Below are 14125 nucleotides of genomic sequence, written 5' to 3'. Positions count from 1 at the left end.
GCTCGTGAATCTCCTCCTCATGCGAACTCACACACCTCTCGAGGCGCCGCCCGAGATACCCCTGCAGACCTTGCCCGCTCGCGCGCATGTGACGGTCGGCCGGAGCCAGCCGGTGCTCGACGTCGTGATCCCCGTCTACAACGAGGAGGCCGACCTCGAGCGGTGCGTGCGGCGGCTGCACGACCACCTGGCCCGCACCTTCCCGTACGCCTTCCGCATCACCATCGCGGACAACGCCAGTACGGACCGCACCCCCGAGATCTCCGCCTACCTCGACGACGCCCTCGACGAGGTCACCGCGGTCCGGCTGGAGCAGAAGGGCCGCGGGCGCGCGCTGCGCACGGTCTGGTCGATGTCGCGGGCGCCGGTGCTGGCGTACATGGACGTCGATCTGTCCACGGACCTGAACGCGCTGCTGCCGCTGGTGGCCCCGCTCATCTCCGGCCACTCCGACCTGGCGATCGGGTCGCGGCTGGCGCGCAGCTCGCGCGTGGTGCGCGGCCCCAAGCGGGAGTTCATCTCCCGCGCGTACAACCTCATCCTGCGCGGCAGTCTGGCCGCCCGCTTCTCCGACGCCCAGTGCGGTTTCAAGGCGATCCGCAAGGACGTCGCCGAGCGGCTGCTGCCGCTGGTCGAGGACACCGGGTGGTTCTTCGACACCGAGATGCTGGTGCTGGCCGAGCGGGCCGGGCTGCGCATCCACGAGGTGCCGGTGGACTGGGTCGACGACCCCAACAGCACGGTCCACATCGTGAGGACGGCCACCGAGGACCTCAAAGGCGTCTGGCGGGTGGGGCGCGCGCTGGCCACCGGTGCGCTGCCGCTGGACCGGCTGCGCCGCCCCTTCGGGGACGATCCGCGCGACCGCGGGCTGAGCGGGGTCCCGGGCGGGCTGGCCCGGCAGTTGGTCGGCTTCTGTGTGGTGGGCGCGCTCAGCACGCTCGTCTACCTGCTGCTCTACTCCTTCTTCCGGCTGGGCACGGGCCCGCAGATCGCCAACGCGCTGGCCCTGCTGCTGTCGGCGCTCGGCAACACCGCGGCCAACCGGAGGCTCACCTTCGGCGTACGCGGACGGGAACGGGCGATGCGTCACCAGGCCCAGGGGCTGGTGGTGTTCGGCATCGGCCTCGCCCTGACCAGCGGCTCCCTGGCCGCTCTGGACGCCGCGGCCTCCGGCACCCCGGCGCACAGCACCGAACTCGCCGTCCTGATCGCGGCCAACCTCGCCGCGACCGTGCTGCGCTTCCTGCTGTTCAGGGCCTGGGTCTTCCCCTCGGACGGTCCGCACAGCGGGACCGTCACCGACTACGACCTGACCGACCACGACCCGAGGACCACCCGATGACGACGTACGACCAGGGCTTCCGCGCAGCGGGGCCGCCGCCCCCGGCTCCCTTGGCCGTGGCCCCCGCGCGGCCGGCGGCCCCGGAGGGCTCGCGCCTGGCCCGGGCGTGGCGCGGCCGGCCCGAGGACCCGCGCTGGGCGCGGCCCGCCCTGTGGGGTCTGCTGGCCGTCACCACCGTGCTCTACCTGTGGAGCCTGGGCGCGTCCGGCTATGCGAACCAGTTCTACTCGGCCGCGGTGCAGGCGGGCAGCGAGAGCTGGAAGGCGTTCTTCTTCGGCTCCTCCGACGCCGGGAACTCCATCACCGTCGACAAGCCCCCGGCCGCCCTGTGGCCGATGGCCCTGTCGGTGCGGGTGTTCGGCCTCAGCTCCTGGGCGATCCTGGTCCCCGAGGCGCTGATGGGCGTGGCGACGGTCGGTGTGCTCTACGCGGCGGTGCGCCGCCGGTTCAGCGCGGCTGCCGGACTCATCGCGGCGGCGACGCTGGCGGTGACCCCGGTCGCGGCGCTGATGTTCCGGTTCAACAACCCCGACGCGCTGCTGTGCCTGCTGATGGTCTCGGCGGTCTACTGCGTGCTGCGGGCGCTGGAGGACGCGCGCACCAAGTGGCTGGTGCTGGCCGGGGTCTGGTTCGGGCTCGGGTTTCTGACCAAGACGCTGCAGGCGTGGCTGATCCTGCCGCCGCTGGCGCTGGTGTACGCGGTGTGCGCGCCCGCGAAGCCCGGGAAGCGGATCCGCCAACTGCTGCTCGCGGGGGTCGCGATGGTCGTCGCCGGCGGCTGGTGGGTCGCGATCGTCGAGCTGTGGCCGAAGTCCTCGCGCCCGTACATCGGCGGCTCGCAGGACAACAGCTTCCTGGAGCTGACCTTCGGCTACAACGGCCTGGGCCGGATCAACGGCAACGAGACCGGCAGCGTCGGCGGCGGTGGTGGCGGCAACGGCGGCGGCCGGTGGGGTGAGACCGGTATCGACCGGCTCTTCAGCTCCGACATGGGCGGCCAGATCGCCTGGCTGCTGCCCGCGGCCTTCATCCTGCTGCTCGCCGGGGTCTGGCTGACGTGGCGGGCCAAGCGAACGGACACCCAGCGCGCGGCGTTCCTGGTGTGGGGCGGGGCGCTGCTGATGACCTTCGCCACCTTCAGCTTCATGTCCGGGATCTTCCACCAGTACTACAACATCGCGCTCGCGCCGTACATCGCGGCGGTCGTGGGCATGGGCGCGGCGATGCTGTGGGAGCGGCGGTCCACCGCCGCCGCGTCGATGGTGCTCGCCGCCACGGTCGCGGTGACGGCCATCTGGTCGTACGTGCTGCTGAACCGCTCCTCCGACTGGCACCCCTGGCTGCGCTGGGCGGTGCTGATCGGCGGGCTCGCGGCGGCGGCCGGGCTGCTGGCCGCGGGGCGGCTGGGCGGGCGGCTGGCGCTGGGCGTGGCGGGCCTGGGCCTCGCGGCGTCGCTGGCCGGGCCCATCGCGTACACGCTCAACACGGTCGACACACCACACGGCGGCTCGATCGTCACGGCCGGTCCCGCGGTGTCGGGCGGCATGGGCGGCCCCGGCGGCGGGCCGGGGGGCTTCCCTGGCGGCTTCCGGGACGGTGCCAACGGCGGCCCGCCGGGGATGCGGAACGGCAACGCGCAGGGCCAGAACGGCCAGGGTCAGAACGGCGGTCCTGGCGGTCAGCAGGGCATGATCCCCGGCGGCGGTCAGCAGGGCGGCCAGAACGGTGGCTTCCCCGGCGGTGGCTTTCCGGGCGGCGGCCAGTCCCAGCAGAACGGCAACGGCCAGGGTCAGAACGGACAAGGCCGAACCGGCCAGGGCCAGCAGGGCAACCGGCAGGGCATGATGCCCGGCGGCATGGGCGAAGGCGGCCGGCGCGGCGGCGGCATGGGCGGTCTGCTGGACGGCCCGAGCGTCAGCTCCAAGGTCAAGGCCGCGCTGGAGAAGAACGCCGGGGACTACACCTGGGTGGCCGCGGCGATCGGCTCGCAGAACGCGGCGGGTTACCAACTCGCCACCGAGGACCCGGTGATGGCGATCGGCGGTTTCAACGGCAGTGACCCGTCTCCGACCCTCGCGCAGTTCAAGGCCTACGTGAAGCAGGGGAAGATCCACTACTTCATCAGCTCGGGCGGCATGGGCGGCGGCATGGGCGGCGGTCCCGGCGGCGGGAACGGCACCTCGTCCCAGATCAGCTCGTGGGTCCAGGCCAATTTCAAGAAGGTCACGGTCGACGGCACCACCCTCTACGACCTGACCCAGGAGGCGGCAAAGTCCTCGACGTCCTGACACGGCCGAACGCGCGGGTCCACGGGCCGGTGACGGAGGAATCCCTCCGTCACCGGCCCGTGGACGTGCCCTCTCCGGAAATCTCCTGTACGCCGTACGGGAAGCGCTGTACGGTGTACGACGCCGCTCGGTCCCGTACACCGTATAAGCCCGCGAGGAGAGTCCATGACGGCGCAGGCCGCCGAACCCACGTCCGACACCCCGCCCAGCCGGCAGACCGGCGGGCACCCCCAGCGCTGGCTGATTCTCGGCGTCATCTGCCTCGCCCAGCTCACCGTGCTGCTCGACAACACCATCCTCAACGTCGCGATCCCCTCCCTCACCGAGGAGATGGACGCCTCCACGGCCGACGTCCAGTGGATGATCAACGCCTATTCGCTCGTCCAGTCCGGACTGCTGCTCACCGCGGGCAACGCCGCCGACCGCTACGGCCGGAAGAAGATGCTCGCCGCGGGGCTCGCCCTGTTCGGGATCGGCTCGCTGATCGCCTCGCTGGCGCAGGGGCCGGGCCAGCTGATCGCCGCACGCGCGGGGATGGGGATCGGCGGGGCGCTGCTGATGACCACCACGCTCGCCGTGGTCGTGCAGATCTTCGACGAGGGTGAGCGCCCCAAGGCCATCGGCCTGTGGGGCGCCGTCAGCTCGCTCGGGTTCGCCGCCGGCCCGCTGATCGGCGGCTCGCTCCTCGAACACTTCTGGTGGGGCTCGATCTTCCTGATCAACCTCCCGGTGGCGCTGCTCGGCCTTGCCGCCGTCGTCTGGCTGGTGCCGGAGTCGAAGAACCCGACCGGCGACCGGCCCGACCTGCTCGGCGCGCTGCTGTCCACGATCGGTATGACCGGCGTCGTCTTCGCGATCATCTCGGGGCCCGAGCACGGCTGGACGTCGCAGCGGGTGCTGCTGTCGGCCTTCGTGGGCGTGGTGGTGCTGACCGGCTTCGCGCTGTGGGAGCGCCGGGTCCCCCACCCGATGCTGGACATGCACTTCTTCCGCGACCGCCGCTTCGTGGGGGCCGTCGGGGGCGGCATTCTCGTCGCCTTCGGCATGGGCGGCTCGCTCTTCCTGCTCACCCAGCATCTGCAGTTCGTGCTCGGATACGACGCGCTGGGCGCGGGCCTGCGGACCGCCCCGCTCGCGCTGGTGATCGTCGCGCTGAACCTCACGGGCGTCGGCGCCCGGCTGCTGCTGGGGCTCGGCACCCCGGTCACCATCCTCTGCGGGATGGGCCTGCTGGCGCTGGGGCTGGCCCTCATCGCGACGCTCGGCGCCGACGGATACGGCGGGATGCTCCTCGGACTGGTCGTGATGGGGGCGGGCATCGCGGTCTCCATGCCCGCGATGGCCACGGCCATCATGTCGGCGATCCCGCCGGAGAAGGCCGGGGTGGGCGCGGGCGTCAACGGCACGCTCACCGAGTTCGGCAACGGCCTGGGCGTGGCCGTACTCGGCGCGGTCCTGGGCTCCCGGTTCGCCGCGCTGCTGCCTGCGGCCGCCGCCGGGGCCGGCTCGTTCCCGACCGCCTACGCCGCCGCGCACACCGACGGGGAGCGGGCCACCGTCGCGGACGCCTTCGCCTCCGGTGTGCAGACCAGCCAGCTGGTCGGCTCGGCGGCCGTGCTGGCGGGCGGCGTGCTGACGGCGGTGCTGCTGCGCCGGGCCGAACGATCTTCACAGGAGATCTCAGCGGCATAGCATCGGGTAGTAAGACGTCATCGGCCGCGCGCCCCAGCCGCGCGGCCCTGGCGCATGGACGAAGGAGAGCGCGCCATGGCAACAGGCAGCCGTGTCATCCGTCCGCGGAGCAGCATCTGGCTCTCCGAGCGCAAGGCCCCCAGGCGCAAGGCGGAGCAGCAGCCGGCCGGGCTCGACCATGTGAAGATCGTCGCGGCCACGGTCAGGCTGCTGGACGCCGAGGGGCTGGCCGGGTTCTCGATGCGCCGGCTGGCGGCCGAGCTGGGAGTCACCGCGATGTCGGTCTACTGGTACGTCGAGACCAAGGACCAGCTCCTCGAACTCGCCCTCGACGCGGCGATGGGCGAGATGTCGCTCCCCGCCGGGAGCCTAGGCCCCGCCCGGGGCTATGAGCACCTGGAGGTCGAGGGTTATGAGCACCTGGAGACCCAGGCGCGGGACTGGCGCGATCAGCTGCGCCAGATCGCTTCCGAATACCGCAGGCTGCTGGTCACCCACCCCTGGCTGCCCCCGCTGCTGGGCGAGTACATGAACATCGGGCCGAACGCCATGACCTTCTCCACCGCCGTGCAGCGCGTGCTCCGCAACAGCGGCCTGCCCACCTCCCAGGTGCCGGGCGCGCTGGCCCTCGTCTTCCAGTTCGTCTACGGCTTCAGCACCATCGAGGGCCGCTTCGCCGCCCGCTGCCGGGCGGCGGGCGTCAGCCAGGACGAGTTCTTCGCCGAGATGATGGGCACCATCGAGGGCCGCCCGGAGTTCGACGAATCGCGGGCTCTCATGGAGGCCCGGGGCGGCAGCACCGTCCAGGAGATGCGCGAGCGGGACTTCACCTTCGCCCTGGACTGTGCGATCGCCGGTATAGAGGCCCTCCGCGACGGATGAACGGCTGAGGGGCGCCGCCGGGCTCAGGCGCCCGGCAGCTCCGTGCCCTGCACGGCCTGGATGTCAAGCTCCACCCGCAGCGTCGTGCCGATGGCGGCGATGCCCGCCGCGACCACCTGGTTGTAGTTCATCGCGAAGTCCTCGCGCCGCAGCTGCGCCGTCGCGCGGAAGGCCGCCCGCACCCCGCCCCACGGGTCGGGGCCCGTCCCCAGATACGTCAGGTCCAGGTCGACCTCACGTATGACGCCGTGCAGGGACAGCTTGCCGTGCACCGTCCAGCGGTCGGCGCCGGCCGGGCTCAGCCCCGTGCTCTGGTACGTCAGCACCGGGAAGCGCTCCACATCCAGGAAGTCGGCCGACTTCAGATGGCCGTCCCGCATGCCGTTTCCCGTGTCGATGCTCGCGGCCTGGATGGCCGCCTCGACGCTTGACTTCTCGACGGCCTCGGCGATCTCGATGCGCCCGCTGAACTCCGTGAACCGGCCGTGGACGCTGGAGATGCCCAGGTGCTGTGCGACGGCCCCCACCGACGAGTGCGCCGGGTCGATCGTCCACGCGCCGGGCGGCGGCAGCTCCACCCCGCCCTGCCGGGCCAGCACCACCGTGCCGACCTCGGCGCGCCCCGAGGCCGTGACGATCGCGGTCGAGGCGGCGGGGGCATAGCCCACGGCGGTGGCGATGACCGTGTACGGCCCGGGCGCCAGCGGCTCATGGGTGCGCACCGCGCCGTCCTCGTCGGCCTGGGCGCGCAGCACCTGAGCGCCCGTCATGTCCGTGACGGTCAGGACGGCGTGCTGCACCGCCCAGCCGTCGCGCGTACGGATCAGGGCGCGCAGCCCTCCGCCCGCGCTCCCGCCCGTTCCTGCTGCAGTGGTCGTCATGCCGCCTCTCGCTCTCGCTCCCGCTCCCGTTTCCGTCGGGGCTGTCTCGTCCGTGCCGTGTGGGTCTGTGCTGTGTGGGTCTGTGCCGTGTGGGTCTGTGCTGTGTGTCTGTGGTCGTGTCGTGCACCGGATCCGGGCGGCGGCGTCAGGCCGTCCCCTGCCTGGCAGGTTTACCCTCCACCTGCTGTACACCGCCGCCGGGATCCGGGTTCCGGGCCCGGCGCTCAACCGCCGTCCCGGCCGGGGCCGGGGCGCGTCTCCGCTCTACGCGCCCCGGCCCCGGGGGTCCTTCAGGCGTTTCAATCCAGGGGATGGGCGAGCTCGACGTCGTGTCCGTCGACCCCCTGCCCCTGGACCGCCAGCGCGCCCGCGACCGGCGGGTAGCCGCTCGCGATGACCGTGTAGTCGCCCGCGTTCAGGTCGGTGAAGGCGTACGCCCCGTCCTCCCCGGTCGTCGCGGTGGCGACCACGTTCCCGGCCGCGTCCACCAGCGTGACCCGCGCGTCCGGCAGTGGCCGCCGGTCCGCCCCGGCCCGCACCACGCCCTGCACCCGCGCACCGGCCTGCAGTGCGATCTCGAGCCGGGTCAGACCCTGGGCGCCGACCTCGACGGGCAGCGCGGCGGGCCGGAAGCCGGCGGCGTTCACCGCGACCGTGAAGGTCCCGGGGACCAGCTCATCGAAGCTGAAGTCGCCCTGCTCACCCGTCTTGCCGGTGGCCAGCACCTCGCCGCGGACATCGGTGACCACGACCATCGCCGCCTCGACCGGCAGCCCGTCGGCGGCGCCGCGCACGGTGCCCGCCAGGCCGCTGGTCGCGGCCAGCACGACGTCGAAGGCGAGCGGTTCGTCGCCGACCACCACGGTCGACGCCTGCGGCTGGTGGCCGTCGGCGGCCGCGATCAGGACGTAGGTGCCGGAGCCCGGGGCGTCCAGGGCGTACGAGCCGTCCACGTGCGCCACCGAACGGCCGAGCTGCCGCCCGTTCAGCGAGATCAGCGTGACCGCGGCGCGCGGGACCGCGCTGCGGTCGGCGTTCCGCACAAAGCCGTGCACGCCCTGCCGGGGCCGGTAGTCGTCGCCGCCGTCACCGGCGGAGGCGTACGCGGCGAGCCGCTGCGTGGCGGCCGTGTCCGCCAGGGCGTACTCCGACGAGATGTCGGACGAGTCGGCGGACGGCGCGCCCACGAGCGCGGGCTCCAGTTGCTCCAGGGCGGCCGCCGGGCTGGTGGCCAGGGCCTGGTCCGCCGGGGCCGCGGCCTGGGCGGCCTCGTCGGAGGAACCGGAGGATTCAGCGGAGTCGGAAGAAGCCGCCTGGGTGCCCGACCGGGTCTTCAGCGGGACCTCCTTGATGAACACCGTGACGAGGAAGGCCAGCAGCGCGGCCCCCGAGGCGTACAGGAAGACATCCGCGATGCCGTGTCCGTACGCGCTCTCCATGATGGTGCGCAGCGGCTGCGGGAGCTTGTCCGGGTCGGGGATCGAGCCGCCACCGGCGCCGCTCTGGGCCAGTGCCTTGCCCTTGGGGCCGAGCTCGGCCAGGCCGTCCTTGACATAGTCGGTGACCCGGTTGCCGAGCACGGCGCCGAGCGCCGAGACGCCGACCGCACCGCCCAGGGAGCGGAAGAAGGTGACGACGGCGCTGGCCGCGCCCAGGTCCTGGGGGGCCACCTGGTTCTGGGTGGCCAGCACCAGGTTCTGCATCATCATGCCGATGCCCAGGCCCATGAGCGCCATGAAGATGGCCAGGTGCCAGTAGGGCGTGTCGTACCGCATGGTGCCCAGCAGCCCCAGGCCCGCGGTCACCAGCACACCGCCGGTGACCAGCCAGGCCTTCCAGCGTCCTGTCTTGGTGATGACCTGGCCGGAGACGGTCGAGGAGACGAACAGGCCGCCGATCATCGGGATGGTCAGGATGCCGGACATGGTCGGCGTCTTGTCCCGCGCCAGCTGGAAGTACTGGCTGAAGAAGACGGTCCCGGCGAACATCGCGACACCGACGAACAGCGAGGCGATCGACGCCAGCGCGATGGTCTTGTTGCGGAACAGCCGCAGCGGGATGATCGGCTCGCTGGCCTTGCTCTCGACCAGGAGGAAGATCAGTCCGAGGACGAGCGAACCGCCGACCATCGCGTACGTCTGCCAGGAGAGCCAGTCGTACTTGTCACCCGCGAAGGTCACCCAGATCAGCAGCAGCGAGACCGCGGCGCTGATGAAGAACGCACCGCTCCAGTCGACCTTGACCTCGCGCTTCACGACCGGAAGCTTCAGGGTCTTCTGCAGCACGATCAGCGCGATGACGGCGAACGGCACACCGACGTAGAAGCACCAGCGCCAGCCGAGCCAGGAGGTGTCGGTGATCACGCCGCCCAGCAGCGGGCCGCCGACGGTCGCCACCGCGAAGGTCGCGCCGAGGTAGCCGCTGTAGCGGCCGCGCTCGCGCGGGGAGATCATCGCGGCCATCACGATCTGGGCGAGGGCCGACAGACCGCCCACCCCGATGCCCTGCACCACGCGGCAGGCGATCAGCATGCCCGCGCTCTGCGAGAGTCCGGCGACCACCGAGCCGGCCACATAGATGACCAGCGATATCTGGACCAGGAGCTTCTTGCTGAACAGGTCGGAGAGCTTGCCCCACAGCGGGGTGGTGGCGGTCATCGACAGCAGGGCGGCGGTGACCACCCAGGTGTACGCGGACTGGCCGCCATGGAGGTCCGCGATGATCTCCGGGAGGGCGTTCGAGACGATCGTCGAGGAGAGGATCGCGACGAACATGCCGAGCAGCAGCCCGGACAGCGCCTCCATGATCTGCCGGTGGGTCATCGGAGCCGTCGGGTCGGAGCCGTGGCCGTGGTGACCACGGTGACCTCCGCCGCCGTGCTTGGCGTGGGCGGGGTGCCCCGCGGGTCCCCGCACACCGCCGTCCGGTGTGGTCGTTGCCATGGAGTTCCTATCGTTGCGTTGGTGTACGGGTGGTGCTCTCGTCCAGGAGCTGGGGAACCCGGGACCTGGTGTCGCCGAAGCTCGTCCGCAGCCGGGCGAGTAGTTCGTTGAGACGGCCGACGTCGTCGTCGGACCAGTCGCTCAGAGCGGCGGCGAGGGCATGCGCGTAGCGCTCGGACACCTCGCTGAGCAGCTTCTCGCCGCTTGCGTTGAGGCTCAGCAGGCGGGACCGCCGGTCCTGCGGATCGGGCTTCCGGTCGATCCAGCCGCGTTCGGCGGCGTGCGCGACATGCCGGCTGGTGACCGACATGTCGATGTCGAGCAGCTCCGCCAGTTTGCTCATGCGCATTTCGCCGAAGCGGTTGAGCAGCATCAGGACGACGGCCGAGCCGGCCGCGCAGTCAGGGGGGAGGACGCGCGACAGCCCTCGTTTGACGGTGCCGATGGCGCTGAGTTGCCGTGCCAGCTCCTCGTACTGACTCCGTGCGGCCATGGCGACTCCCAGTGCTATCGGGGCTATCGGTTGCTTAGGGCAACCATAAGGTGGTTAGTTGCTGCAGGCAAATTAAATCGGGCTTCGCTGAGTAAATTGCCCGCAAAGGCTCGCCCAGGGGGTGGTCAAGCGGCTGGCCGGTGGGGCGAGCGGGGCGTTCGGGGGCGGTGGGGCCCGGGGGTGTGCGGGAATGCGCTCATTCGCTAGGGTCGTGGGCCATGGCGAACAACCCCCAAGGTCCTGAGGGCAACTACGACCCGGCCGGCTCGACCCAGATGTTCCGGGCCTTCGTCGACGACGGCGGTCAGCAGCAGCGGCGGGCGGCTGCTCCCGCTTCCTCCGGCGGCCCGCGCATCGGCGTGATCGTCGGCGTGATCGTCGCGATCGCCGTCGTCGCCGGCGTCGCCTGGCTGGCCCTGGCCTAGCCCGGGCCCCGGCCTGGTTCCCGGCCCGGGCCCGGCGCTCGTTCCGGCTCAGGCCCCTGGCCTGCTTCAGGCTTCGCTCATGGCTATCACTTCGTCCATGTGACGGAGGCGTCCTGGGTCTCGATGTGCATTCCCAGCGGTACCCGCCAGTCGTCCACGCACACCTCCCAGGTCTTCTCCTTCTTCCCGCCCGCCAGGATCGGCACCGGCAGGCCGCGCTTCGACTCGATCGTCGCCCAGTCGATGCCGAGGGCGTCGATGATGTGGGTCGCGAAGGTGATCGTCCCCGAGGTCACCGGGGCACCCCCGGTGTTGCGGAACTCGACGGTGACCTTCTCGCACCAGCGGTCGTCGGCCGCCGCGCGCCCCAGCTGGCCGATCGTCAGCTCGGCGGGGCCGCTCGGGGCGGAGGGCGAGCCGGGCGTGGGCTGAGGGGGCGCCGAGCCGCCGTCCGTACCTCCCGAGCCGCCGGAGCCACCGGCGGGCCCGGAGCCGCCTGAACCGCTCCCGCCGGAGGTGCCGTCAGCGCCGCCGCCGGTTGGGCTGTCGTCGGTGCCTTTCCGTCCCGGCGTCGTCCCCGGCGACTCCCCGGGCGCTCCCGTCGCGGCGGTCCCGTCCCGTCCGGGCGAGGTGTCCGGGGCCTTCGTGCCCCCGGGCCCGGAGGAGCGCCCCTTGCCGCCGCGGCCGGAGTCCTTGCCGGAGCCCTTTCCCGTGCGGTCTCCCGTCCCGTCGCCGTCGAGCGGCACCAGCTTCACGCCGCCGTCGGACGGCGCGGACGTGGCCCGGGGCCCGTCCGGCCCGGCCGCTTCGGCCGCGAGATATCCGTCGTCGCCGCCGGCGCAGCCGCTGAGCAGCGCGCCCAGGCACAGCGCGGCCGCCGAGGAGGCGATCGCCGTGCCCCGGCGGCTAAGCGACCCCGGGGAAGTAGGGGCAGGCCCCCGCGCCCCCTGGCACGGCACCTCGCCGCGTTGTCGGAGTCGCCCAAGTACGCCCAGTACGAGGGCGATCCTCCGCCTTGCGATGCTCCCCCAGCTACCGCTGGGAGGTGCCCCCTGCACCAGACGACGCGGGAACCCACCCCTACTTCCCCGGGGCCACTTAGTTGTCCGGCTCCACGCGTATCGCATCGGGCCAGTGTGGCTGACGACCCGTCAGGTGTACAGGGTCGTGCGGCGCCGTGCACCGGCCCGATGACGTCACGTCAGGGGGGTGTGCGCTGGTGCGTGCGGTGGTGCCCCGTCAGCGCCCAGGCAGTGCCCCAGCGGTGCCTCAGTCGGCGATGAGGCCTTCCCGCAGCTGTGCCAGAGTCCGCGTCAGCAGCCGCGAGACATGCATCTGGGAGATGCCGACCTCTTCGCCGATTTGCGACTGCGTCATGTTGGCGAAGAAGCGGAGCATGATGATCTGGCGCTCGCGCGGCGGGAGTTTGGCCAGCAGCGGCTTGAGGGACTCCCGGTACTCCACGCCCTCGAGCGCGCTGTCCTCGTAGCCGAGCCGGTCCGCCAGCGACCCCTCGCCGCCGTCGTCCTCGGGGGACGGGGAGTCGAGCGAGGAGGCGGTGTAGGCGTTGCCCACCGCCAGCCCGTCGACCACGTCCTCCTCCGAGACGCCGAGCGCGGTGGCGAGTTCGGTGACGGTCGGGGAGCGGTCGAGCTTCTGGGACAGCTCGTCGCTGGCCTTGGTGAGGGCGAGGCGCAGCTCCTGGAGCCGCCGGGGCACCCGCACCGACCAGCTGGTGTCGCGGAAGAAGCGCTTGATCTCGCCCACGACGGTCGGCATGGCGAAGGTCGGGAACTCCACGCCCCGCTCGCAGTCGAACCGGTCGATCGCCTTGATCAGGCCGATCGTGCCGACCTGGACGATGTCCTCCATCGGCTCGTTGCGGCTGCGGAAGCGGGCCGCCGCATACCGCACCAGCGGGAGGTTCAGCTCGATGAGGGTGTCACGTACATAGGTGCGCTCCGCGCTGTCCCGGTCGAGGGCGGCGAGCCGCAGGAACAGGGAGCGGGAGAGGGTGCGGGTGTCGATGGCGTCGCAGTCGTCGAGCACGTGCGGTGCGTCGTTGGTGAGCACCTTCGAGCTGCCCAGTTCTACGGACATGCCACCCCCTTTGGGTCGCGGACGGATCCCAGCTGCGCTCGTCGCGTCGAACGCAGCCTCCCCCTGAATACCGGAGGTCGGGCCGCGGCAAACGCGGTTCCTGCAGAATGTCACATGTCGGCAACACGCTGTAGCGCCATGTCGACATTACCGCCCGGAAGGAGTGAGGGGAGGGTCCCCCGTCCCGGTTATGACTCGATCCGGTTTGCGGATCTGAGCCTGGCAAAGCTGCGGGACAGCAGCCGTGAGACATGCATCTGTGAGACACCGAGCTCGGCGCTGATCTGAGATTGAGTCAGATTGCTGTAGTAACGGAGCAAAAGGATGCGCTGCTCGCGCTCGGGCAGTTGGACGAGGAGGTGCCGCACCAGATCGCGGTGCTCGACTCCGGCGAGCGCCGGATCCTCATAGCCGAGCCGGTCGACCAGCCCCGGCAGCCCGTCGCCCTCCTGGGCGGCCTCCAGTGAGGTCGCGTGGTACGAGCGCCCGGCCTCGATGCAGGCCAGCACCTCGTCCTCGCCGAGCCCGAGCCGTTCGGCGATCTCGGCCGTGGTGGGGGACCGGCCGTGCAGCACCGTCAGGTCCTCGGTCGCGCCGTTGACCTGCACCCACAGCTCATGCAGCCGGCGCGGCACATGGACGGTGCGGACGTTGTCGCGGAAGTAGCGCTTGATCTCGCCGACCACGGTCGGCATGGCGAAGGTCGGGAACTGCACGCCGCGCTCCGGGTCGAACCGGTCGATCGCGTTGATCAGTCCGATCGTGCCGACCTGGACCACGTCCTCCATGGGCTCGTTCCGGCTGCGGAACCGGGCCGCGGCGTAGCGCACCAGCGGCAGATTGGTCTCGATCAGCGCATCCCGTACGCGCGCGTGTTCGGGGGTGCCGGGGGTCAGCCGGGAGAGCTCGGCGAACAGCACCTGGGTGAGCGCCCTGGCGTCCGCCCCGCGGCTTCTGCCGCTGTCGCTGCCGCCGTCGCCCTGGGGCGGCGTTCTGGGCGCGGTACGGGCTGACACGGTCACGCCACCCCTTCACGATGTACTCACCCGGCAAAGCGGTCATAGCATCACAAGACAT

General features: G+C 71.6%; 11 protein-coding genes. 5 read left to right on the top strand and 6 right to left on the bottom strand.

Features of this window, described 5'->3' with window-relative positions:
- Positions 1-19 precede the first annotated feature (19 nt).
- The 4 genes from ACFZDL_RS33215 (at position 20) to ACFZDL_RS33200 (ending at position 6207) form a co-directional block, all read left to right on the top strand.
- Positions 20-1345, top strand: coding sequence for a bifunctional glycosyltransferase family 2/GtrA family protein (locus ACFZDL_RS33215; RefSeq protein WP_353590243.1), 1326 nt, complete (start codon positions 20-22; stop codon positions 1343-1345).
- Positions 1342-3633, top strand: a complete 2292-nt coding sequence (locus tag ACFZDL_RS33210) for a glycosyltransferase family 39 protein (RefSeq protein ID WP_353590244.1) — start codon at positions 1342-1344, stop codon at positions 3631-3633. Before ACFZDL_RS33215 ends, ACFZDL_RS33210 begins: the two co-directional genes overlap by 4 nt.
- A 165-nt stretch (positions 3634-3798) precedes the next feature.
- Positions 3799-5325, top strand: a complete 1527-nt coding sequence (locus tag ACFZDL_RS33205) for an MFS transporter (RefSeq protein WP_353590245.1) — start codon at positions 3799-3801, stop codon at positions 5323-5325.
- Positions 5326-5400: 75 nt separating this feature from the next.
- On the top strand, positions 5401-6207 hold the full coding sequence (locus tag ACFZDL_RS33200; protein ID WP_353590246.1) for a TetR/AcrR family transcriptional regulator: 807 nt from the start codon (positions 5401-5403) through the stop codon (positions 6205-6207).
- Positions 6208-6230: 23 nt separating this feature from the next.
- Here ACFZDL_RS33200 and ACFZDL_RS33195 read toward each other — a convergent pair whose 3' ends face one another.
- From ACFZDL_RS33195 to ACFZDL_RS33185, 3 genes are all read right to left on the bottom strand, one after another.
- A complete protein-coding gene (locus tag ACFZDL_RS33195; RefSeq protein WP_353590247.1) occupies positions 6231-7088 on the bottom strand; it encodes a YceI family protein in 858 nt (285 codons plus the stop codon).
- Positions 7089-7387: 299 nt separating this feature from the next.
- Positions 7388-10030 (bottom strand): MFS transporter, encoded by a 2643-nt coding sequence (locus tag ACFZDL_RS33190; RefSeq protein ID WP_353590248.1) that lies wholly within the window; start codon positions 10028-10030, stop codon positions 7388-7390.
- Between the two features lie 7 nt (positions 10031-10037).
- Positions 10038-10523 carry a MarR family transcriptional regulator gene (locus ACFZDL_RS33185; RefSeq protein ID WP_353590249.1) on the bottom strand — a complete coding sequence of 162 codons (486 nt, stop codon included), beginning with the start codon at positions 10521-10523 and terminating at the stop codon, positions 10038-10040.
- 218 nt (positions 10524-10741) lie between these two features.
- Between ACFZDL_RS33185 and ACFZDL_RS33180 the strand changes: the two genes are divergently transcribed.
- Positions 10742-10948 carry a hypothetical protein gene (locus tag ACFZDL_RS33180; protein ID WP_353590250.1) on the top strand — a complete coding sequence of 69 codons (207 nt, stop codon included), beginning with the start codon at positions 10742-10744 and terminating at the stop codon, positions 10946-10948.
- Between the two features lie 86 nt (positions 10949-11034).
- On the opposite strand, the gene ACFZDL_RS33175 is transcribed toward ACFZDL_RS33180, so the two are convergent.
- The 3 genes from ACFZDL_RS33175 to ACFZDL_RS33165 all read right to left on the bottom strand — a co-directional run bounded on the left by ACFZDL_RS33175 (position 11035) and on the right by ACFZDL_RS33165 (position 14070).
- Positions 11035-11907, bottom strand: a complete 873-nt coding sequence (locus tag ACFZDL_RS33175) for a hypothetical protein (protein WP_353590251.1) — start codon at positions 11905-11907, stop codon at positions 11035-11037.
- A gap of 310 nt (positions 11908-12217) precedes the next feature.
- Positions 12218-13048, bottom strand: coding sequence for an RNA polymerase sigma factor SigF (locus ACFZDL_RS33170; protein WP_353590252.1), 831 nt, complete (start codon positions 13046-13048; stop codon positions 12218-12220).
- Positions 13049-13236: 188 nt separating this feature from the next.
- Positions 13237-14070, bottom strand: a complete 834-nt coding sequence (locus ACFZDL_RS33165; protein ID WP_353590253.1) for an RNA polymerase sigma factor SigF — start codon at positions 14068-14070, stop codon at positions 13237-13239.
- Between the last annotated feature and the right edge of the window lie 55 nt (positions 14071-14125).

This window comes from Streptomyces sp. NPDC007917 (assembly GCF_042959105.1).
GTDB lineage: Bacteria > Actinomycetota > Actinomycetes > Streptomycetales > Streptomycetaceae > Streptomyces.
This window is presented reverse-complemented; position numbering and strand designations above follow the sequence as displayed.